This window comes from Amycolatopsis sp. NPDC098790, assembly GCF_044759945.1.
In the GTDB taxonomy this organism is placed as follows: Bacteria; Actinomycetota; Actinomycetes; order Mycobacteriales; family Pseudonocardiaceae; genus Amycolatopsis.
Window position 1 is genome coordinate 286,776 of sequence record NZ_JBIWAI010000005.1, and the last position, 21,760, is coordinate 308,535.

At 71.8% G+C, this 21,760-nt stretch carries 14 protein-coding genes; 3 read left to right on the forward strand and 11 right to left on the reverse strand.

The window, feature by feature from the left end; all coding sequences use genetic code 11:
• Position 1: 1 nt before the first annotated feature.
• From ACIQWX_RS34935 to ACIQWX_RS34980, 10 genes are all read right to left on the reverse strand, one after another.
• On the reverse strand, positions 2-1,375 hold the full coding sequence (locus tag ACIQWX_RS34935) for an aminoglycoside phosphotransferase (protein ID WP_400880494.1): 1,374 nt from the start codon (positions 1,373-1,375) through the stop codon (positions 2-4).
• A gap of 5 nt (positions 1,376-1,380) precedes the next feature.
• Positions 1,381-3,189: a maltose alpha-D-glucosyltransferase gene (gene treS, locus ACIQWX_RS34940; protein WP_400880497.1), complete on the reverse strand. Its 1,809-nt coding sequence runs from the start codon at positions 3,187-3,189 to the stop codon at positions 1,381-1,383.
• Positions 3,190-3,229: 40 nt separating this feature from the next.
• A complete protein-coding gene (locus tag ACIQWX_RS34945) occupies positions 3,230-5,212 on the reverse strand; it encodes a maltotransferase domain-containing protein (protein ID WP_400880500.1) in 1,983 nt (660 codons plus the stop codon).
• Between the two features lie 271 nt (positions 5,213-5,483).
• On the reverse strand, positions 5,484-7,631 hold the full coding sequence (gene glgX, locus ACIQWX_RS34950; RefSeq protein ID WP_400880503.1) for a glycogen debranching protein GlgX: 2,148 nt from the start codon (positions 7,629-7,631) through the stop codon (positions 5,484-5,486).
• Between the two features lie 52 nt (positions 7,632-7,683).
• Complete coding sequence (gene treZ, locus ACIQWX_RS34955) at positions 7,684-9,405, reverse strand: malto-oligosyltrehalose trehalohydrolase (RefSeq protein ID WP_400880506.1); 1,722 nt, start codon at positions 9,403-9,405, stop codon at positions 7,684-7,686.
• Positions 9,402-11,678, reverse strand: coding sequence for a malto-oligosyltrehalose synthase (gene treY / locus ACIQWX_RS34960; protein ID WP_400880509.1), 2,277 nt, complete (start codon positions 11,676-11,678; stop codon positions 9,402-9,404). Before treY ends, treZ begins: the two co-directional genes overlap by 4 nt.
• Positions 11,675-13,801 carry a glycogen debranching protein GlgX gene (gene glgX / locus ACIQWX_RS34965; protein ID WP_400880512.1) on the reverse strand — a complete coding sequence of 709 codons (2,127 nt, stop codon included), beginning with the start codon at positions 13,799-13,801 and terminating at the stop codon, positions 11,675-11,677. Before glgX (ACIQWX_RS34965) ends, treY begins: the two co-directional genes overlap by 4 nt.
• Positions 13,802-13,894: 93 nt before the next feature.
• Entirely contained in the window at positions 13,895-15,856 is a 1,962-nt protein-coding gene (malQ, locus tag ACIQWX_RS34970; protein WP_400880515.1) for a 4-alpha-glucanotransferase, read from the reverse strand.
• Between the two features lie 40 nt (positions 15,857-15,896).
• Complete coding sequence (locus tag ACIQWX_RS34975; RefSeq protein WP_400880518.1) at positions 15,897-16,097, reverse strand: hypothetical protein; 201 nt, start codon at positions 16,095-16,097, stop codon at positions 15,897-15,899.
• Positions 16,094-17,080 carry a hypothetical protein gene (locus tag ACIQWX_RS34980; protein ID WP_400880520.1) on the reverse strand — a complete coding sequence of 329 codons (987 nt, stop codon included), beginning with the start codon at positions 17,078-17,080 and terminating at the stop codon, positions 16,094-16,096. Before ACIQWX_RS34980 ends, ACIQWX_RS34975 begins: the two co-directional genes overlap by 4 nt.
• Before the next feature lie 109 nt (positions 17,081-17,189).
• Between ACIQWX_RS34980 and ACIQWX_RS34985 the strand changes: the two genes are divergently transcribed.
• The 3 genes from ACIQWX_RS34985 to ACIQWX_RS34995 all read left to right on the forward strand — a co-directional run bounded on the left by ACIQWX_RS34985 (position 17,190) and on the right by ACIQWX_RS34995 (position 20,987).
• Positions 17,190-18,374, forward strand: a complete 1,185-nt coding sequence (locus ACIQWX_RS34985) for a sensor histidine kinase (RefSeq protein ID WP_400880523.1) — start codon at positions 17,190-17,192, stop codon at positions 18,372-18,374.
• A gap of 466 nt (positions 18,375-18,840) precedes the next feature.
• The gene (locus tag ACIQWX_RS34990; RefSeq protein ID WP_400880526.1) at positions 18,841-19,506 is read left to right on the forward strand and encodes a response regulator; all 666 of its coding nucleotides are present in this window, start codon (positions 18,841-18,843) and stop codon (positions 19,504-19,506) included.
• A gap of 17 nt (positions 19,507-19,523) precedes the next feature.
• Positions 19,524-20,987 carry an amino acid permease gene (locus ACIQWX_RS34995; protein ID WP_400880529.1) on the forward strand — a complete coding sequence of 488 codons (1,464 nt, stop codon included), beginning with the start codon at positions 19,524-19,526 and terminating at the stop codon, positions 20,985-20,987.
• On the opposite strand, the gene ACIQWX_RS35000 is transcribed toward ACIQWX_RS34995, so the two are convergent.
• Positions 20,965-21,747: a DUF6885 family protein gene (locus ACIQWX_RS35000; RefSeq protein ID WP_400880532.1), complete on the reverse strand. Its 783-nt coding sequence runs from the start codon at positions 21,745-21,747 to the stop codon at positions 20,965-20,967. The genes ACIQWX_RS34995 and ACIQWX_RS35000 overlap by 23 nt on opposite strands.
• Positions 21,748-21,760 lie beyond the last annotated feature (13 nt).

Sequence of the window (21,760 nt, forward strand, 5' to 3'; positions counted from 1 at the left end):
GTCATCCCTCTCCGTCGGTGATCCGGGCGATCGAGGCGAGCGGCACACCGAGCCAGTCCGGCCGGTTCGCGTGCTCGTAGCCCACCTCGTAGACCGCCTTGTCCAGTTCGAAGGCGCGCAGCAGCTCGCCCTGGTCGCGCGGGTCGGCCGCGACGGCGGCGTAGCCCTCGCAGAACGCCGCGCGGTTGCGCTCCGACCACTCGTGGGCGCGCTCGGCCGTCGCCGGGTCGTCCGGCTGGCCGACCAGCATCTGCTGGGCCGCGTAGTCGAACGACCTCAGCATGCCCGCCACGTCGCGCAACGGCGACCGCAGCGCGTGCCGCTCCTCGACCGGGGCCGCGGGCTCGCCCTCGAAGTCGATGAGCAGCCAGCCGGTGACCGTCCGCAGCACCTGGCCGAGGTGCAGGTCGCCGTGGATGTACTGCATGGTGACCGAGTCGAGGGGCTGCGTGCGCAGCTTCTCGAACGCCGCCCGCAGCGACGGGGCGTGCGCGGCCAGCTCGGGGACGCGGCCGGCGATCGTGTCGAGCCGGTCGAGCATCGCCTTCGCCGAGCGTTCCAGCTCGTCGGCGTCGACCGGCTCGGTGCCGAGCGCCTCGGCCAGGTCCGCGTGCACTTCGGCGACCGCGCGCCCGAGCCGCTCGGCCTCGCCGGAGAAGTCGCCGCCGACCTCCCCGGCGTGCAGGTCCGGCGCCGCCATCAGGTCGCGGACGCTGGTGGTGGCCATCGCCCAGCCGTCGACGGCGTCGGAGACGAACTGCTGGAGCATGCCGACCGTGGTCGGCTCCCCGTCGAGGTCGCCGGTGACCGAGCCGAGCACCTGCGCGATGTGCTTGCTGCCGACGCCCTGCAGCGCGCGGTGCAGCAGCAGGTCCTTGTTCTTGCCCGGCGTCAGCTTCCGGAACAGCTTGAGGATGTACTGCCCGCCGTAGACCAGGGAGGTGTTGCTCTGCTCCGACGTGATCGGCCGCGCGCGCAGGCCGGTCTCCAGCTCCACGCCCGGCTCGTGCTCGAAGACCAGCGAGCCGACCTGCTCTTCGCGGGCCATCAGGTCCAGCAGCACGCCGGTGACGTCGAGGTCGCCGGACGCCTCGTAGGCGTTGAGGTCGCCGACGGCGCCGATCCAGCTGGTGGACGCGATCTCCGGCGGGTGCGTCCGCCGGCCCACGAGCAGCTGGTACGGCTCACGCCGGTCGTCCTGGGCGACCTCGATGACGACGTGCAGCAGCTGTGGATCGCCGGGAACCAGCTCCGTGACGCCGAGCGGCCGGACGCCGGTCACCGGCCGGTCCTTGCCGGCGAACCAGCGCTGCTCCGGCAGCCAGCGCCTCAGGTCCTCGGTCAGGTCGTCGACCAGCTCGCGCGGGTCGGACAAGGGACTCACCTCGCTTCGCCTTCGTCTCCCGAGCTCGTCAGCTGGAACCAGTAGAAGCCGTGCCCGGGCAGCGTCAGCAGGTACGACAGGTCCCCGATGCTGGGGAACCGCACGCCGCCGGTGAGCTCCACCGGCGTGCACCCGCGGTGCGCGGACAGATCCAGCTCCACCGGCTGCGGGAACCGGGAGAGGTTGTTCACGCAGAGCACGACGTCCTCGCCGCCGTCCGGGCGCCGCCACTGGCGCTTGTACGCCAGCACGCTCGGGTTGGACCCGCCGAGGTCGACGAACTCGCCTTCCGCGAACGCGTGGTGCTGCTTGCGCACCTCGATCATCCGCCGGGTCCAGTTGAGCAGCGAGGCGTCGTTGTTCGACTGCGCCTCGACGTTCAGGCCCTGGTAGCCGTACACCGGGTCCATGATCACCGGCAGGTAGATCCGGCCCGGGTCGCAGGCCGAGAACCCGGCGTTGCGGTCCGGGGTCCACTGCATGGGGGTGCGGACCGCGTCGCGGTCGCCGAGCCAGATGTTGTCTCCCATGCCGATCTCGTCACCGTAGTACAGAACGGGCGAGCCCGGCAGGGACAGCAGCATGGCCGTGAACAGCTCCTGCTGGTTGCGGTCGTTGTCCAGCAGCGGCGCCAGCCTCCGGCGGATGCCGATGTTGGCCTTCATCCGCGGGTCCTTGGCGTACTCCGCGTACATGTAGTCGCGCTCTTCGTCGGTGACCATCTCGAGGGTCAGCTCGTCGTGGTTGCGCAGGAAGATGCCCCACTGCGTGCCGCTGGGGATCTCCGGGGTCTGGGTGAGGATCTCCGAGATCGGGAACCGCGATTCGCGGCGCACCGCCATGAAGATCCGCGGCATCAGCGGGAAGTGGAACGCCATGTGGCACTCGTCGCCGCCGACCTGCGGGTCGCCGAAGTACTCGACGACGTCCGACGGCCACTGGTTGGCCTCGGCCAGCAGGATCCGGCCCGGGTACTCGTCGTCGACGACCTTGCGGCAGCGCTTGAGGAACTCGTGCGTGCGCGGCAGGTTCTCGCAGTTGGTGCCCTCCTGCTCGAACAGGTACGGCACGGCGTCCAGGCGGAACCCGTCGATGCCCAGGTCGAGCCAGAAGCGCAGGACGTCGATCATCGCGTTCTGGACGTCGACGTTCTCGTAGTTCAGGTCGGGCTGGTGGGAGAAGAACCGGTGCCAGTAGAACTGACCGCGCACCGGGTCGTAGGTCCAGTTCGACGTCTCGGTGTCGACGAAGATGATCCGCGCGTCGGCGTAGCGGGAGTCGTCGTCGCTCCAGACGTAGTAGTCGCCGTACGGGCCGTCGGGCTCGCTGCGGGACTGCTGGAACCACGGGTGCGCGTCCGAGGTGTGGTTGAGCACCAGGTCCGTGATCACCCGGATACCGCGCCGGTGGGCCTCGTTGAGCAGGAACACGAAGTCCTCGACGCTGCCGAACTCCGGGAGCACCGCGCGGAAGTCGCTGATGTCGTACCCGCCGTCGCGCAGCGGCGACGCGTAGAACGGCGGCAGCCACAGGCAGTCGATGCCCAGCCAGGCCAGGTAGTCCAGCCGGCCGGCCAGGCCTCTCAGGTCGCCGGTGCCGTCGCCGTTGGAGTCGGCGAACGCGCGCACCAGCACTTCGTAGAACACCGCGCCCTTGAACCACTCCGGGTTGCTGGGCGCCTGCTGCGCCGAGCGGAAGTCGCCGGCCTGGGGTTCGACGAGCATCCCGTCCGCGGTGATCGCCTCACCGGTGTGCGGCACGCCTTCCAGCCCCAGCGCCGCGTCGGGCCGGGCCTCATCCGCCATCTGCTCCACCTCAGTCCCTCGGGTTCCTGTCCTTCCGTTCTCAGCCGGCCAGCCGTCGCCGCACCGACACCACGTGCGCCACGGCCCGCCAGGGTTCGAGCCGGACGAAGTTCGCCTGACCCCAGTCCCAGGTGTCGCCGGTGACCTCGTCGTGCGCGATCAGCCGCTCGTGCGCCTCGAACCCGAGCGCTCCGGTGTCGAGCCAGAGCGTGCCCTCCTGGGGCCCGTACGGGTCGAGCGTCACGACGGTGACCACCGTGTCGCCGGTGGCCGGGTCCTGTTTGGAGTAGGCCAGCAGCGCGTCGTTGTCGACGTGGTGGAAGTGCAGGGTGCGCATCTGCTGCAGCGCCGGGTGCGCGCGGCGGACGGAGTTCAGCTTCGCGATCCACGGCTCCAGCGAGCGGCCTTCGGCGACCGCGCGCTCGAAGTCGCGCGGGCGCAGCTGGTACTTCTCGGAGTCGAGGTACTCCTCGCTGCCCTCGCGGACCGGGACGTGCTCGAACAGCTCGTAGCCGGAGTAGACGCCCCACGTCGGCGAGATCGTCGCCGCGAGCGCCGCCCGCAGCGCGAACATGCCGGGGCCGCCGCGCTGCAGCGACTCGTGGAGGATGTCCGGGGTGTTGACGAACAGGTTCGGCCGGCCCTGGTCCCAGTGGTCGCGCAGGTCGATGGCGAAGTCGATCAGCTCCTGCTTGCCGGTCCGCCACGTGAAGTACGTGTAGCTCTGGGTGAAGCCGAGCCGGGCCAGGCCCCACAGCCGCGCCGGGCGGGTGAACGCCTCGGCCAGGAACAGCACGTCCGGGTGGGCGTCCTTGACCGACTGGATCAGCCAGGCCCAGAAGTCCGGCGGCTTGGTGTGCGGGTTGTCGACCCGGAAGATCTTGACCCCGTGCTCGACCCAGACCGTGATGACGCGGAGCATCTCTTCGTAGACGGCCTTGGGGTCGTTGTCGAAGTTGATCGGATAGATGTCCTGGTACTTCTTCGGCGGGTTCTCCGCGTAGGCGATCGAGCCGTCCGGGCGGGTGGTGAAGAACTCCGGGTTCTTCAGGACCCACGGGTGGTCGGGCGCGGCCTGCAGCGCGAAGTCGAGCGCGACCTCCATGCCGAGCTCTTCGGACCGGGCGACGAAGGCGTCGAAGTCCTCGAAGGTGCCGAGGTCGGGGTGGATCGCGTCGTGCCCGCCCTCGTCGGCGCCGATGGCCCACGGCGAGCCGACGTCCTCGGGCTTCGCGTCGAGGGTGTTGTTGGGGCCCTTGCGGTTGACCCGCCCGATCGGGTGGATCGGCGGCAGGTAGACGACGTCGAAGCCCATCTTCGCGACCCGGTCGAGCGCGGTCGCGGCGGTGGTGAAGGTGCCGTGCACCGCGTTGCCCTCGGCGTCGAGGCCGCCGGTGGAGCGCGGGAAGAGCTCGTACCAGGAGCCGAACGCGGCCCGGCGGCGGTCGACCCAGACCTTGTGCGGCTTGCCCTTGGTGATCAGCTCGCGCACCGGGAACTCGCGCATGAGCTGGCGGACCTCGGGCGAGAGCGCGGGCCCGACGCGCTCGGCGAGGGCGCGCTCTTCGTCGCGCAACGCCGTCACCGCGCCGGTCAAAAGCGCTTTCTCGGCCCGGCGGTCCGGGCGGCGGGAGACGCGCTCCAGCAGCCGGGCGCCGTTCTCGAGGTCGTTCGCGAGGTCCTCGGGCCCCTGCCCGGCGGCGACCTTCACCTCGACGGCGTGCTCCCACGTCGCCCAGGGGTCGCCCCACGCGTCGATCCGGTAGGTCCACTGCCCGGTGGTGTCCGGGACGATCACCGCGGCGAAGGAGTCGGGGTGGTCCGGACCGCGCGGCACCATCCGCGTCTGACGGGTCAGCCGGTCGTCCGGGCCGCGCCACGCGACGGTCGCCGCGACGGCGTCGTGGCCTTCCCGCCAGACGGTCGCGGTGACCGGGATGTGTTCCCCCACAACGGCTTTGGCCGGATACCGGCCGCAGCTCACGCTGGGGGAGACGTCGTCGATGCCGAGCCGGCCGGTCATGGGCAACGCCCCTCGGTGTGTTCGGTTGGACGCAGGCGACGCCAGTCTGCCTGACTCGATCAAGCGCCTGGGAGGCAGGGCTCTCTTCCGTGTACCCAGGCGGCCGCGGACGAAACGCTTTCCCCGCAACGAATTTCCGGCGGATGTCCGGCGCGTTAAGAGCGCGCGCGAACGCGGTCCGCCGACACGCGGACCCGAACGGCCACCACCCGTACCCGAATGGACGAACCGGGCGGATCTTTCCCTGGGAAAGCTCCGCCGGCCCTACCCGTCAGCGGCCGTCGGCCTGCGCCTCCGCCGCCAGGCGCGGGGCGCGCAGCAACAGCAGCGAGCGCGACTGCAGCGTCACCCGGCTCTTGGCCTCCAGCGTCCCCGGGTTGGCCGGGCTGCCGTCGCCGGTGCTCGTGTCGAGCGTCGGCTTGAACGTCTCGCCGTACTCGCGGCCCGGCAGCACCACCTCGGCCGGCTCGTCGCCCGCGTGCAGCCACAGCAGCCACGAGTGGTCGGGCACCAGCTCGCCGTCGCGGTTGCGGGCCTGGCTGTTCGAGCCGTCGATCCACATGCCGAGCGTGTGCCGGTCCTCGAACCAGTCGGTCTCGCCGAACTCCTCGCCGTCCGGCCGGAACCAGACCAGGTCCGGCTGGCCGGTCGGGGTCGTCCGGCCTTCGAAGAACTCCGGCTGCCGCAGCGCCGGGCTGTTCGCCCGCAGCCGCACGACCCGGCGGGCGAAGGTCAGCATCGCCTCGGCCTCGGGGTCTTCCGGCGTCCAGTCCAGCCAGGACGTTTCGTCGTCGAGGCAGTACGCGTTGTTGTTGCCGCCCTGGGTCCGCCAGAACTCGTCACCCGCGGTGATCATCGGCGTGCCGGTGGACAGCAGCAGCGTCGCGAACATGTTCCGCACCTGCCGCGCACGCAGTTCGCGGATCCCCTGGTCGGCGGTGTCGCCCTCGGCACCGTGGTTCCACGAGCGGTTGTCGTTGGTGCCGTCGCGGTTGTCCTCGCCGTTGCCTTCGTTGTGCTTCCCGTTGTAGGACACCAGGTCCCGCAGCGTGAAGCCGTCGTGGGCGGTGACGAAGTTGATCGACTGCCACGGCCGGCGCAGGTTGTGGTCGTAGAGGTCCGACGAACCGGACAGCCGGTAGGCGAGGTCGCGCACGCCGGTCGCGCCGCGCCAGAAGTCGCGCACGGTGTCGCGGTAGCGGCCGTTCCACTCCGCCCACTGGGCGCCGAAGCCGCCGACGCGGTAGCCCTCGCCGGTCGCGTCCCACGGCTCGGCGATGAGCTTGCAGCGCGAGAGCACCGGGTCGGTGGTGATCGCGGTGAGCAGCGTCGACGCGGGGTCGAACGAGCCGCCGCGGGCCCGGCCGAGCGTGCTGGCCAGGTCGAACCGGAAGCCGTCGACGCCCAGCTCCTGCGTCCAGTACCGCAGCGAGTCGGTGACCAGCCGGACCACCGTCGGCGAGCCGGCCTCCAGGGTGTTGCCGCAGCCGGTGATGTCGGCCATGTGGCCGCGGTCGGTGTGCAGGTAGTACGCGGGCGCGTTCAGCCCGCGGAAGCTCAGCGTCGGCCCGTCCGGCCCGCCTTCGCAGGTGTGGTTGAACACGACGTCGACGATCACCTCGATGCCGGCCGCGTGCAGGGCGGCCACCATCAGGCGGAACTCCTCGACCTCGTGGCCGGGCTCGCTGGCGTAGGCCGCGTGCGGCGCGAAGAAGCCGAGCGGCGAGTACCCCCAGTAGTTGTGCCGCCCGTCCCGCACCAGCGACGGCTCGTCGAGGAACGAGTGCACCGGCAGCAGCTCCACCGACGTGACGCCGAGCCGGGTCAGGTACTCGATCGCCACCGGGTGGGCCAGGCCGAGGTAGGTGCCGCGCAGCGCCTCCGGGATGAACGGGTGCTGCTGCGTGAACCCCTTGACGTGCAGTTCGTAGATCACCGCTTCTTCGAACGGGACCTCCGGCTTGATGCCGGTGTCGGGGCCGCCCGGCGAGGTGACCACCGACAGCGGCACGCTGCCCAGGGAGTCCACAGTGGACATCGGGCCGCGCTCGGGGTCGCCGGTGAAGCCCTGGGCCGCGCTCAGGTCGGTGAGCCCGCCGGTGATCGACCGGGCGTACGGGTCGAGGAGCAGCTTGTGCGGGTTGCAGCGCAGGCCGCGGGCCGGGTCGTACGGGCCGTGGACGCGGTAGCCGTAGCGCTGCCCCGGCGTCACCCCGGGCACCAGGCCGTGCCAGACGCCGAACGTGCGCTCGGTGAGCGCGATCCGGCGTTCCGACCCGTCGGCGTCGATCAGGCACAGGTCGACCGCGTCCGCGACGGCGGAGGTGATCGCGAACCGGACCCCGCCCGCCTCGGGGTGGGCGCCGAGCGGGAACGGGCGTCCGGCGCGGACGTGCTGGGTCGAGGGTCGTGTGGCCATTCCTGAATCGTCCCAGATCCGGCCGGTCCGCCGCGCCCCTATACCGGGACGGTTACCGGGCCGCCGCCGTTTCGACAAGGGCGAAGGTGTCCGGCGGCAGCTGCGCGGCGCCCCCGTCCACCGTGGCGTCCGCCCAGGTCAACAGGGTCTTCGTGGCCCCGAGCGGGAGCGTGACCGGGCCTTCGCCGAAGTTGACGGCCAGCCGCAGCGCACCCCGGTGCAGCACCAGCCAGGAGCCGTCCGGCGCGGCGTCGACCCGCAGGCCGTCGACGTGGGGGTCCGCCAGCTCGGGGTGGTCGCGGCGCAGCCGGATCAACGTGCGGTGCAGGTCGAGCACCTCTCGGTGACCGGGCTGGTCGGCCTCCGCCCAGTCGAGCCGCGAACGCTCGACCGTCGCCGGGTCCATCGGGTCGGGCACCTCGGACTCGCCCCAGCCGTGCCGGGCGAACTCGCGACGGCGGCCCGTGCGGACGGCCTCGGCCAGCTCCGGGTCCGGGAAGGAGGCGAAGAACTGCCACGGCGTGCTCGCCGCCCACTCCTCCCCCATGAACACCATCGGCGTGAACGGCGAGCAGAACAGGATCGCCGCGCCGCACGCCAGCCGGCCCGGCGAGACCGTCGCGGACAGCCGGTCGCCGGTCGCGCGGTTGCCGATCTGGTCGTGGTTCTGCAGGTAGGCGAGGAAGCGGTGGCCGGGCACGGTCCGGGTGTCCACCGGGCGGCCGTGGGTCCGCTCGCGGAACGACGACCAGGTGCCGGCGTGGAAGAACACCTCGCGCAGTACGCGCTCGACGGCATCTCCCGCGGCGAAGTCCGTGTAGTAGCCGGACGTCTCGCCGGTGAGCTTGACGTGCAGGGCGTGGTGGAAGTCGTCCGACCACTGGGCGTGCAGGCCGTACCCGCCGCGCTCGCGGGGCGTCACCAGCCGGGGGTCGTTCAGGTCGGACTCGGCGATCAGCGTCAGCGGCCGGTTCAGCGCCGCCGACAGCGCCTCGGTCTCGGTGGCGAGCTGTTCGAGCAGGTGGACGGCGCGGCGGTCGAGCAGCGCGTGCACCGCGTCCAGGCGCAGCGCGTCGACGTGGAAGTCGCGGAACCAGCTCAGCGCGTTGTCGATCACGTACCGGCGGACCTCGTCCGAGCCGGCGCCGTCGAGGTTGAGACCGGGGCCCCAGTCGTTCTGCCCGGCGAAGTACGGCCCGAACTTGTCGAGGTAGGCGCCCGACGGCCCGAGGTGGTTGTAGACGACGTCGAGCACGACGGCCAGCCCGCGCGCGTGCGCCGCGTCGACGAACCGCTTGAAGCCGTCGGGCCCGCCGTAGGGCTCGTGGACCGCGCCCCAGAGCACGCCGTCGTAGCCCCAGCCCGCGGTGCCGTCGAAGGAGTTGACCGGCAGCAGCTCGACGTGGGTGATGCCGAGGTCGACGAGGTGGTCGAGCCGGTCGATCGCCGCGTCGAAGGTGCCGCCCTCGGTGAACGTCCCGATGTGCAGCTCGTAGAGGACGGCGCCGGGCAGCTGGCGGCCGTGCCAGGCGTCGTCCGTCCACTCGAACCCGTCGTGGTCGTAGACGCGCGACTCCTGGTGGACGCCGTGGGGCTGCCACCGCGACCGCGGGTCGGGCAGCGGCTTTTCGTCGTCGTCCAGCAGGAAGGCGTAGTTGACGCCGTCGGCGTCGGCGTGCCACCAGCCGCCGTCGCCGGCGGTCATCTCGTGCACGCCGGCGTCGACGCTCACCCGGACCCGCCCGGCGGACGGGGCCCACACGCTGAACCTCATGCGTCTCCTCGCACCAGCAACGCGACGGGGTACCGGTCGAACAACGTGGCCACGTCCGAGCTCGCTTCGCGGCCGGTCAGGACGTCGGTCCAGACGCCGTCGGGCAGCGGCAGCACCGTGTCGCGCCAGCCGCCGGCGGCGTCGAGGCCGATCGGCAGCCGGGTGACCGCGACGGCCAGGTCCGCGGACCGTGTGAAGGCCAGCACGTGCTCCGCCGCGGGACCTTCGGCCCGCAGCGGCCGGTAGCCGCGGAACAGCGCCGGGTGTTCCCGGCGCAGCCGCAGCGCCTTGTGCACGACCAGCAGCTTCGCCGCGCCGGAGGAGTCGAGCTCCGGCTGTTCGCCGTCGGCGATCCGGGCCAGCAGTTCGCGGCGGACCGCGTAGTCGACCGGGCGGCGGTTGTCCGGGTCGACCAGCGAGAAGTCCCACAGCTCAGTGCCCTGGTAGACGTCGGGGACGCCGGGCGCGGTCAGCTGGACCAGCTTCTGGCCGAGCGAGTTCGCGTAACCGGGCCGCTCGATCCGCGCGACGAACGCTTCGATGTCCGCCGCCAGTTCGGCGTCGCCCATGACGTCCTCGGGCCACGCGGCGACGTCGGCCTCGAACGTCTCGTCGTGGTCGGTCCAGCTGGTCCGGAGCTTGGCCTCCTTGGCCGCCTTGTCGAGGTAGTCCCGGAGGCGGGCCGGCTCGATCGGCCAGGTCGACACGAGCGTCTGCCAGGCGAGGAGGTTCAGTGCCGGCTCGGCGATGCCGCGGCGCACCGTCCAGCGGCGGACGGCGTCGGCGAACTCGCCGGGCAGCTCCGCCAGCACGGCCATCCGCGCGCGGGTGTCCTCCGAGCGCTTGGTGTCGTGCGTGGTCAGCGTCGTCATCGCGGCCGGGTGCCCGGCCTCGCGCTCGGCCGCCAGCCGGTGGAACTCCTCGACGTCGAGGCCGAACCGGTCCGGGTTGCCGCCGACCTCGTTGAGCGCGGCGAAGCGGGTGTAGCGGTAGAACGTCGTGTCCTCGGTGCCCTTGGCCACGACCATGCCGGACGTCTGCTGGATCCGGGTGGCCAGCTCGCTGCCGGGGTTCCTGGTCACGTACGCGTCGAGGAGGATCAGCGCGTCGGCGAGGTCCGGCCGGGCCTGCCGCGCGCCCTCGATCGCCGCCGCCCAGTTCGCCGCGCCTTCGGGCAGGTAGGAGCGGTAGACGGGGAAGGCGACCATCGTCTCGGCGACGGCTTGCCGGGCCTGCTCCGGATCGACGTCGGGCAGCAGCGCCGCGATCCGCCGGACCTCGGCGACGAGGATGCGGTCGGTGACCAGCCGCCGGGCCTCGGCCTCGACGCGGTGGTAGCCGGTCTTCACGCCCAGTTCGGTGGCCAGCTCGGTGAAGCCGGGCTCGCCGGCCGGGTCGACGAAGACGCCGGCGATCTCGCGCAGGGCGTCGTAGCCGGTGGTGCCGTCGACCGGCCAGCTCTGCGGCAGCGGCTCGCCGGGGTGCAGGATCTTCTCCGCGACGATCCACGCGTTCGGCGCGTTCTCCCGCAGCCGCCGGAAGTAGCCGCCGGGGTCGGCGAGGCCGTCCGGGTGGTCGACGCGCAGGCCGGTGACGTCGCCGTCGGCGACCCAGCGCAGCACCTCCCCGTGCGTCGCCGCGAACACCGTCGGGTCCTCGACGCGGACCGCGGCCAGGTTCGTGATGTCGAAGAACCGGCGGTAGCCCAGCTCCGCGTTGCCGCGGCGCCAGCCGATCAGGCGGTAGTGCTGGCGCTCGTGGACCTCTTGCGGCGTCCCGCCTTCGGTGCCGGGCGCGATCGGGAAGCGGTGGTCGTAGTAGGCCAGCTCGTCGCCGTCGACGGTCAGCTCGGCGACGGCGTCGTCCTCGCCGAGCACCGGCAGCAGCAGCGGGCCGCGCGCCCAGTCGATGTCGAAGAAGGAGGCGTACTCGGAGTCGCGGCCGTGCTTCAGCACGTCCCACCACCACTTGTTGGCCTTCGGCACCTCGACCGACATGTGGTTCGGCACGATGTCGACCACGAAACCGAGCCCGAGCTCCTTCAGCAGCGCGCTGAGCTCCTGCCGCGCCGACTCGCCGCCCAGCTCGGGCCGCGCGCGCGTCGGGTCGACGACGTCGTAGCCGTGCGTCGAACCGGGCGCGGCGTCCAGCACCGGCGACGCGTAGAGCGCGCCGATGCCCAGGTCGCGCAGGTAGCCGGCGATGCCGGCCGCGTCGCTGAAGGAGAACTCCGGGCGCAGCTGCACCCGGTAGGTCGACTCCGGCACGGTCATTCGGACTCCGTCTCCGTCCGCTGCAGCACGATCAGGGACCGGGCCGGCAGGGTGAACTGGCCGCCGCCTTCGATGGGTTTCGCGTCCCGCGGCTCGACTTCGCCGGTCGCGGTGTCGACCACGACGGTCCAAGCCTGGCCGTAGCCGTTGCCCGGGAGCTTGGCGTCGATGTCCTCGTAGTGAGCGTTGAACGCGAGCAGGAACGAGTCGTCCTCCACGTGCATGCCGCGGGAGTCGAGGTCCGGGATGGCCTGGCCGTTGAGGAAGACGACGACCGCCTTGCCGAAGCCGTCGTCCCAGTTCTGCTCGGTCATCTCCTCGCCTGCCGGGGTGAACCAGGCGATGTCGCCGAGCTTGTCGCCCTTGCCGACCGGGCCGCCCTGGAAGAACCGGCGGCGGCGGAACACCGGGTGGCGGTGGCGGAACGCGCCCAGCCCGCCGGTGAACCGGACCAGGTCGGCGTGCTCGGTGGCCAGCTCCCAGTCCATCCAGGACAGTTCGGAGTCCTGGCAGTAGACGTTGTTGTTGCCCTGCTGGGTGCGGCCGAACTCGTCGCCGTGCAGGATCATCGGGACGCCCTGCGACAGCATCACCGTCGCCAGCATGTTGCGCTGCTGGCGGGCGCGCAGCTCGTTGACGTCCGCGTCGTCGGTCTCGCCCTCGACCCCGCAGTTCCACGACCGGTTGTCGTCGGCGCCGTCGCGGCCGTCTTCGCCGTTGGCCTCGTTGTGCTTTTCGTTGTAGGACACCAGGTCCCGCAGCGTGAAGCCGTCGTGCGCGGTGACGAAGTTGATCGACGCGAACGGGCGGCGGCCGTCGTCCTGGTAGAGGTCCGACGAGCCGGTGATCCGGCTCGCGAACTCGCCCAGCGTCGAGGGCTCGCCGCGCCAGAAGTCGCGGACGGTGTCGCGGTACTGCCCGTTCCACTCCGTCCACAGCGGCGGGAAGTTGCCGACCTGGTAGCCACCGGGGCCGACGTCCCACGGCTCGGCGATCAGCTTCACCTGGCTGACGATCGGGTCCTGCTGCACGAGGTCGAAGAACGTCGACAGCCGGTCGACGTCGTAGAACTCGCGCGCCAGGGCCGAGGCGAGGTCGAAGCGGAAGCCGTCGACGTGCATCTCCGTCACCCAGTACCGCAGCGAGTCCATGATCAGCTGCAGGGTGTGCGGGTTGCGTACGTTGAGGGAGTTCCCGGTGCCGGTGTAGTCCATGTAGTACTCGGGCTCCCCCTCCACCAGCCGGTAGTAGGCCTCGTTGTCGATGCCCCGCATCGACAGCGTCGGCCCGAGGTGGTTGCCCTCGGCGGTGTGGTTGTAAACCACGTCGAGGATCACTTCGATGCCGGCCTCGTGGAAGGCCTTCACCATCCCCTTGAACTCCTGGACCTGGCCGCCTTCGCCGGGCATCGCGGCGTAGGAGTCGTGCGGCGCGAAGTAGCCGATCGTGTTGTAGCCCCAGTAGTTCGTCAGGCCCTTTTCTTCGAGGCCGTGGTCGGAGACGAACTGGTGCACCGGCAGCAGCTCGACCGCCGTCACGCCGAGCTTCTGCAGGTGCTCGACGACGGCGGGGTGCGCCATGCCGGCGTAGGTGCCCCGCAGCGCCTCGGGCACGAACGGGTGGTTCACCGTCATGCCCTTGACGTGGGCTTCGTAGATGACCGTCTCGTTGTACGGCCGCTTCGGCAGGCGGTCGTTGCCCCAGTCGAAGAACGGGTTCGCGACCAGCGAGTACGGCACCCGGCCGGCGGAGTCGGCGTCGTTGCGCTCCTCCGGGTTGGCGAACTGGTAGCCGAACAGCGACTCGTCCCACTTCACGCCGTGCGAGACGGCCTTCGCGTACGGGTCGATGAGCAGCTTGTTCGGGTTGCAGCGCAGGCCGCGGGCCGGGTCGTACGGGCCGTGCACGCGGAAGCCGTACCGCTGTCCCGGACCGACGTTCAGCAGGTAGCCGTGGTGGACGAAACCGTCCACCTCTTCGAGCGCGTACCGCGTCTCGCCGCCCTCGGCGTCGAACAAGCACAGTTCGACCCGCTCGGCGACCTCGGAGAACAGGGCGAAGTTCGTCCCGACTCCGTCGTAGGTCGCGCCGAGCGGGTAGGGCGTTCCGGGCCAGGGCCGCACTGGGGTCTCCTCGAGCTTTCACAGGGTTGTGCCGGGCGCGTCCGCGCTCGCGGACGCGCATCACTGCGGGGGTCGTACGCCGTGGGGTACCCGTTACCCGGGCAACGGACGCGCTGCTGCCAGCGGCGCCACCGCGGCGCGCACCCCCTTCGCGGTGAAGAAGCCGTCGACGCTGACGGGAAGGGGAATCCGCCAGTTAGGGTACTGGTCGACCGTCCCGGGCAGATTCGGCTGCCGCACCTGGCCCGCGACGTCGGCCGGCGACGTCAGCACCAGCCGGGAGGCGGCCCGCGCGAGCAGGGTGTGCAGCGCGACGACCATGTCGTCGTCCGGAATCCCTTCCCGCGCAAGGAGTTCCCGCAGAGCCTGGCGTTCGGCGGCGGCCGCTTCTTCCTCGGCCTCGACCCCGCGGTCCAGCAGGCCCAGCTCGGCCCGGACCCGGACGTGCTCGCTCCGGAGCCAGCCGGAGACGGTCGGCAGGTCGTGCGTGGAGATGCTGGCCATGGCCTCGGGGTCCCAGGTGTCCGGACGCGTGAACGGCTTGCCCGGCGCGTCCCAGTCGCGTTCGAACCACAGCACGGCCGAGCTGAGCATGCCGCGTTCGTGCATGGTCTCGGTGACGGTCTCCTCGACCGTGCCGAGGTCCTCCCCCACGACGACCGCGCCGGCCCGGTGCGCTTCCAGCGCGAGCACGCCGACCATGGCCTCGGCGTCGTAGTGGACGTAGGTGCCGCGGTGCGCGGGCTCGCCCGGCGGGATCCACCAGAGCCGCCACAGCCCGGCGATGTGGTCGACGCGGATGCCGTCGGCGTAGCGCAGGACGCCCCGGATGACGTCCCGGAAGGGCGCGTACCCCGCCTCGGCGAGCTTGTCCGGCCGCCACGGCGGCAGGTTCCAGTCCTGCCCCTGCTGGTTGAAGGCGTCCGGCGGCGCGCCGACCCGGACGTCGGCGGCGAAGACGTCCCGCACCGCCCAGGTGTCGGCCCCGCCGGGGTGCACGCCGACCGGCAGGTCGTGCACGATCCCGACGGTCATCCCGGCGTCCTTCGCCGCCTTGCGGGCGGTCTCCAGCTGCTCCCGGCAGAGGTGCTGGAGCCAGGTGTGGAAGCCGACGCGGTCCTTCAGCTCCTCGCGGGCCTTTTCCACGTCGGGCCCGGCGGGGTCTTGCAGCGGCTCCGGCCACTCCCGCCAGTCGGCACCGTGCTGCTCGGCGAGGGCGCAGAAGAGGGCGAAGTCGAGCAGGTCTTGATCGTCGGGCAGCGCTTCGACGCGGTGCGGCCACAGCAGCTCGAGGGCGGCGCGCTTCGCCGTCCAGACGCCGTCGTAGTCGATCAGCTCGCCTTCGCCGTCCGGCGCGAGGGAGCGCACCGCCTCCTGCGTGGCCGCGTCGGCTTTCTCGTAGGTCTCGGTCGCGGTGACGCGCAGGTAGATCGGGTTGGCGAAGCGCCGGCTCGCGGGCGAGTACGGCGACCGTTCGACGGGGTGGGCCGGGCTGAAGGCCTGGACGGGGTTGACCAGCAGGACGCCGGCGTCCAGTTCCGACGCCGACCGGGCGGCGAAGGTGGCGAGGTCGGCGTAGTCGCCGATGCCCCACGAGCCGGTCGAGTGCAGGGCGTAGAGCTGCAGCATCCAGCCCCAGGCGGGCGGGACGTCCGGCAGCTTCGCGGGCACGACGGCGAGCACGACGTCCTGGTCGGCCGTGATCACCCGGTGCCAGCCGAGCGGCAGGTCGCCGGGGATTTCGCCGGTGACCCGGCGCCGGCTGCCGTCCTCGAGCACGATCTCGGCATCCCCGGGCAGCGGCCGTCCGGTGCCCTCCTTCAGCACGATCGTCGGCGGCAGTTCGTCGGGAGCCTGCGCCGCCAGTGCAGCGGCAATGGCGTCGCCGCTGGTGGCGTCGACGCCGAACTGCCCGAGCACGGCGACGACGACGTCGTCTTCGACTTCGACCCACTCCTGGTCGGCGTTCTCGTACCGGGTGGCGACACCATGGCGGTCGGCGAGCTGGTGCAGGGCGCTGCGGGCGGGGATCACGTCGGGCACGGGCACCAGCATTCCGGTGCGCGGCCGTTCCCGCCATCCGCACGGGAAGACGTCACTCCCGGCCCTGCCGCCGCCGGCCCGCCACCAGCACCACCGCCCCGGCCAGGACCATGACGACGCTGGCCGCGATGTGCAACGACGGCGGCAGCAAGTGCAGCTGGACGAACCAGCTCGGCGAGTCCGCGCCCAGCAGCCGGTTGAGCAGGCCACCGGCGCCTTGGACGACCAGCAGGATCCCGAGCAGCTCGATCACCGCCGCACCTCCCGGTGCCCGGGCGCCTGGCGTTCGTGCCCGTTCTCGCACGCTTGGCTTCGCTCACGCTCGGCTCTGTACCCACGCTCCTCCCCGCGGTTGCCCGCCTGGCCGTGCTCACGTGTCTCCCTGTAGTCACGCACCTCCCCGCGCCCGCGCGCCTGGCCGTCCTCGCACACCTCCGTGTGCTCCCACGCGCGGCCGTGCTCGGGCGCCGCCCCGCGCTCGCGCCCGTTCCCGCGCGCCTGGCCGTGCCCACGCGCCTCCCCTTCCCCAGACTCCTCCCCGCGCTCACTCACCCAGCTCTGCTCGAGCGCCGCCCCGGGCTCGCACCCATTCCCGCGCACCTGACCGTGCGCAGGCTTCTCCCCTTCCTCAGGCTCCTCCCCGCCCTCGCCCGCCCGGCCGTGCTCGCGCTCGTCTCCACCCGAGCCGGCCAGTTCCTGCCAGAGCGGCCCTGTGACAAACCAGATCGTCGTCACCGTGCCCAGCCGCGGGAACCAGTCCCACAGCGGCGCCACCTGCTCCGGGGTGCCGATCACGAAGATCGCCGCCAGCAGCGCCGCGGCCGCCAGCCCGCAGGCCAGCAGGCACTTCCCGAACTCGCGCCACTCGTGCCGCGCCCGCTCCCGCCCCTGCCGCTTCGGCGGCGGTGGCGGCCCGCCCGCGAACCGGTGCGCGAACCGCACGTCCGCCCACCGCACCATGCTCGGCCCGAACACCACGCTGAACCCCAAGTACACGGCGGCCAGGCCGTGCGTGAAGTTCGCCTTCGCCCCACCGGCCAGGTCGAGCACGGTCGCCACCAGCACCACGACGTCGATCAGCGGCACCATGGCCAACAGCACCACCGAGGCGCGCCGGGCGCGCAGCACGTAACGCACGGCGAGCCCGGCCGCGATCAGCACCCAGAACCCGATTTCGCCCGCCGCGATCACGGCGGCCGTCGGATTCTCCGCGAGGAACTTCCCGATTTCGTTCACGCTTCCAGGCTCGCCCCGGCACCCGCTCGGGCGCGTCGTCGGAAAGCACGACCGGGGGTCATCACTTCGTAGGACGCGCTCCCCTCACCCCGTGTGCTGGGATGGTCACATGTCCTTCCCCCGCCTCCGCTCACGGCCGGCGTGGCAGCAGGACGCGGTGATCGCGCTGACCACGTGGGTGGTCGGCGTCCTGGTCTACGCGGCCGGCGTCCACCGCCTGCTGACCGCGTACGACCACGCGCCCCTGTGGGTGCGGCTGCTCGAGCTGACCGCGTTGTGCGGTCTGGAGCTGCTGCGCCGGTGGGTGCCGTGGGCACTGCTGCTGGCCACCGCCGTGCTGGCGGTGGACATCTGGCTCAGCCCCTCGCTGCCGGTGGTGATCATCTACACCGACTTCCTTTACGCGGCGACGCTCTACGGCTCGCGGCGCACGAGCCGGGTGCTGATCGGCGTCGCCGCGCTGTCGGTGGTGACCGTGCTCGCCGGGGTGCTGCTGCTCGGGCAGGGGTGGCGCACGGCGGTGCTGGCCGCGGTCAGCACGCTGCCGTTCGTCCTGACCCCGGTGTGGTGGGCGGCGAACGTCCGGCAGCAGCGCGACATCGCCGACGCGGAGCGGTCGAACGCCGGGCAGCTGGCGAAGATCGCGGAGCTGGACCGCCGGGCGGCGGTGGCCGCCGAGCGCGGGCGCATGGCGCGCGACCTGCACGACGTGATCGCCGGGCACCTGTCGGCCATCGCGATCCAGTCGGAGGCGGCGCTGTCGCTGTCGGACCCGAAGCTGGCGAAGACGGTTCTGGCGTCGGTGCGGGAAAACAGCGTCAGCGCGCTGGCGGAGATGCGAGCGATGATCGGGCTGCTGAAAACCGAGGGCGCGAGCGCGGAGACGACCGCGCCCGCTCGGCTGGCCGAACTGTCCAGGCTGGTCGAGTCGGCGCGGGCGAGCGGCCTGGCGGTCACGGTCGAGTCCACAGTGGACAAAAAGATCCCGCTGCCGACCGCGGTCGACCTGACGGCGTACCGCATCGCCCAGGAGGCACTGACGAACGCGGTGAAGCACGCCCCGGGCGGCCAGGTCGACGTGGACATCAGGCACTTCGACGGGATCTTGGAGGTCCAGGTCCGCAACGACGTCCACCACCCGCCCACAGCCACCGAGGGCTCCGGAACGGGCCTGCTGAACATGCGCGAGCGAGCGGACGCGGTGGGCGGCAAGCTGACGGCCGGCCCGTCCGGCGACGGCTGGCTGGTCCGCGCCGAACTCCCGGTGAGCCCGACCGAAGGCGCCACCCGATGACGACCACCCCGCCCCTGGCCGGCGCCGCTCGACGAGCCCACGCACCAACCACCGCGCTCCGGACCCGGCCAGCGGATCCGCGCCGAACCCCCGGCCACCCAGACCGAAGGCACCACCCGGCGATCACTCCACCCATGCCCACCGCCGAGCGACAAGCCCACGCGCCAACCACCGCACCCCAACCAAGGCCAGCTGGGCCACCCCGAACCCCCGGTCGCGCCCACCCGACGACGATCACCCCGCTCGCGACCACCGCTGAGCGACAAGCCCACGCGCCGACCACCGCACTCCAGCCAAGGCCGGCTGATCCGCCCCAAACCCCCGGCCGCCCAGACCGAAGGCGCCACCCGGCGACCATCACAGTCCGAGTGGCCGCCAACCACACCACCAACCGCCCCGACAACGCCCGAACCACCCCGCCGAACACACGCAAGCGGGCGAACCGCGACACCGAAGGCACCACCAGATGACCGTCACCGTCCTAGTGGCCGACGACCACACCGCCATCCGCGACGGCCTCGCCATGATCCTCGACAACGCCGAGGGCGTCCGGGTCGTGGGCCAAGCCGCGGACGGCGCCGCCGCCGTGCGGCAAGCCCGCGCGCTCCGGCCGGACGTCACGCTGATGGATGTCCGGATGCCGGGCACCGACGGCATCACCGCCACCCGCCAGCTGCTCGCCGAAGGGCTGTCCGAGGTCCTCGTGCTCACCACCTTCGACCTCGACGAGTACGTCGACGGCGCACTCCAAGCGGGCGCGGCCGGCTTCCTCCTCAAATCGGTCGAAGCGCCCCGCCTGATCGACGCCGTCAAGCGCGTGGCGGCCGGAGAAGGCGTGCTCGCCCCCGAGGTCACGCGGCGGCTGATCACCGCCTACGCCGCCGGCCGGGGTCCCACGCCCGTCCCCCACGGCCTCGAGACCCTCACCGAGCGCGAACGCGAGGTCCTCGGCTGCCTCGGCGCCGGCCTGTCCAACGCCCAGATCGCCACCCGGCTCTACATCGGCGAGACGACCGTCAAGACCCACGTCTCCCGCGTCCTGACCAAACTGGACCTCCGCTCCCGCGTCCAGGCGGCGATCATCGCCCAGGAGAACGGCCTGGCCGCCGCCGATCTGCGAGAACCCCCGTGACCTTCTAACTTCTCCTCATGGGTGAGCGGAGAACCTTGAACGTCGACGAAGTCCTGAAGCGCCAGGACTCCGGGGAGCTCAAGCGGCGGCTGCGCGGACGCGACCTGGTCGGGTTCGGCGTCGGGATCATCATCGGCACCGGCATCTTCACCCTCGCCGGCGTCGAGGCGAAGACCCACGCCGGGCCGTCGGTGACGCTGTCGTTCGTGCTCGGCGCGGTCGTCGCCGGCCTCGCGGCGCTCTGCTACGCCGAGCTCGCCTCCAGCGTGCCGACCGCAGGCAGCGCCTACACCTACGCCTTCGCCACCCTCGGCGAGGTCTTCGCCTGGATCATCGGCTGGGACCTGCTGCTGGAGTTCGCGCTCGGCGCCGCCGTGGTGTCGCGCGGCTGGTCCGGCTACCTGGCCAACCTGCTCGGGCTGTCGCCGGAGTGGTTCGGCGAGGACGCGAAGGTCAACGTCGGCGCCGTGCTGATCATCGCCGTGCTGACCGTCGTCGCCGTGCTCGGGATCAAAGAGTCGGCCTGGCTGACCAACCTGCTCGTCTGCGTGAAGGTCGCCGTGTGCGTGCTGGTGCTGGCGGTCGGCCTGTTCTTCGTCAAGGGCGCGAACCTGACGCCGTTCATCCCGCCCGCCCAGGCGCCCGAGAACGGGTCGACGGTGCTGGAACAGCCGATCGTGCAGGCCGCGCTCGGGCTGGAGCAGTCGGTCTACGGCATCGCCGGCATGGTCACCGCCGCCGCGATCGTGTTCTTCGCCTACACCGGTTTCGAGGCGCTCGCGAACCTCGGCGAGGAGACGCTCAACCCGCGCAAGGACCTCCGCGTCGGCATCCTCGGCGCGCTCGCCGTGTGCGCAATCCTCTACATCGGCGTGTCGATCGTGCTGACCGGGATGATCCCGTTCACCGACATCGACACGGGCGCGCCGCTGGCCGACGCGTTCGACAAGGTCGGCCAGCACTGGGTCGGGGCGCTGATCTCGCTCGGCGCGGTGACCGGCCTGACGTCGGTGATGATGGTCGAGCTGGTGACGATCGGCCGCATCGGCTTCGCGATGGGCCGCGACGGCCTGCTGCCGAAGGCGCTCGGCACCGCGCACCCGAAGTGGGGTACCCCGCACCGGATGACCATCGGCGGCGCCGCGCTGATCGCGGTGCTGGCGGCGTTCATCCCGATCTCCGAGCTGGCCGACATGGTCAGCATCGGCGCGCTGTCGGCGATGATCATCGTGGCGGTGGCGGTCCCGGTGCTGCGCCGCCGCCGGCCCGACCTGGACCGGCCGTTCTCCGTGCCGTTCTCGCCGGTGGTCCCGATCCTGGCGGCCCTGGCCTGCCTGTACCTGATGCTCAACCTGAACGTGCTGACCTGGATCCGGTTCGCCGTCTGGCTGCTGATCGGCCTGGTGATCTACTTCGCCTACGGCCGACGGCATTCCCGCTTCGCGCCCGGCGCGGAAGTCAGTCCCAATAGGACGGACTGAGACCGGCGACGCGGATCGCCTCGCGCGCCGCCGCCACCTGGTCCGCGTCGACGACCACCAGCACCCCCAGCCCGGCCAGCGCCGCCGTCAGCCATTCGACGGGCTGGTCGTGGATCCCGTTGTCCCCGAACGACGAATAAGTGTCCACAACGGACAGCAAGGTGCCTTCGGCGCCGATGCGGATGCTCGCCACGAGCACGAAGTGGCCGCCGGGCGGGCGCCAGCGTGACGTCCACAGTGGAGGAACGCCGGTGTCGAGGTAGTCGAGCAGCGCGCGTTCCGGGGTGTCGTGGGCGCCGAGCTCGGCGGCGTCGATCCGGGCGATCACCGCGACGCGCGGGACGTCCCACAGGCCGACGAGCAGGTCGAAGAGCGTCTCGGTCGTCCACTCCCCCGTCGCCGGCACGGCCACGAGGGCGCCGCCCGACAGCGCGCCGATCGCCGTGGCCAGGCCGGAAACCCGCGTTCCCGCGGCGGCCGGGTCGTCGACCCGCGGCACCGGTAGGCGGAAGTCCGGCCGTCCCAATTCGCCCGGCGGGCGCACGACCGGCCCGCGGACGGTGCCCGCGGCCACCGCGACGGCGTCCTGGTCGGGCACGTCGAACCCGGCCGCGCGCAGCGCCGCGAGTCCGCAGAACGCGGCGGCCAGGCCGTCCTTCTGGGGCAGCTCCGCCTGGGCCACCGCGGCCAGCCGGGCGCCGCCCGGCAGCCACCGCACCCCGGACAGGTCGAGCTGCCCGCCGTCGATCCCCGAAGACATCGGTCCCCTCAGG

Bases quoted from the DNA above. Each gene is read 5' to 3' on its own strand.
- treS (WP_400880497.1), bottom strand. From the start codon at position 3,189: ATGGCGGATGAGGCCCGGCCCGACGCGGCGCTGGGGCTGGAAGGCGTG.
- malQ (WP_400880515.1), bottom strand. From the start codon at position 15,856: ATGCTGGTGCCCGTGCCCGACGTGATCCCCGCCCGCAGCGCCCTGCAC.
- treZ (WP_400880506.1), bottom strand. From the start codon at position 9,405: ATGAGGTTCAGCGTGTGGGCCCCGTCCGCCGGGCGGGTCCGGGTGAGC.
- ACIQWX_RS35000 (WP_400880532.1), bottom strand. From the start codon at position 21,747: ATGTCTTCGGGGATCGACGGCGGGCAGCTCGACCTGTCCGGGGTGCGG.
- ACIQWX_RS34990 (WP_400880526.1), top strand. From the start codon at position 18,841: ATGACCGTCACCGTCCTAGTGGCCGACGACCACACCGCCATCCGCGAC.
- ACIQWX_RS34995 (WP_400880529.1), top strand. From the start codon at position 19,524: ATGGGTGAGCGGAGAACCTTGAACGTCGACGAAGTCCTGAAGCGCCAG.
- ACIQWX_RS34945 (WP_400880500.1), bottom strand. From the start codon at position 5,212: ATGACCGGCCGGCTCGGCATCGACGACGTCTCCCCCAGCGTGAGCTGC.
- glgX (WP_400880503.1), bottom strand. From the start codon at position 7,631: ATGGCCACACGACCCTCGACCCAGCACGTCCGCGCCGGACGCCCGTTC.
- ACIQWX_RS34985 (WP_400880523.1), top strand. From the start codon at position 17,190: ATGTCCTTCCCCCGCCTCCGCTCACGGCCGGCGTGGCAGCAGGACGCG.
- treY (WP_400880509.1), bottom strand. From the start codon at position 11,678: ATGACCGTGCCGGAGTCGACCTACCGGGTGCAGCTGCGCCCGGAGTTC.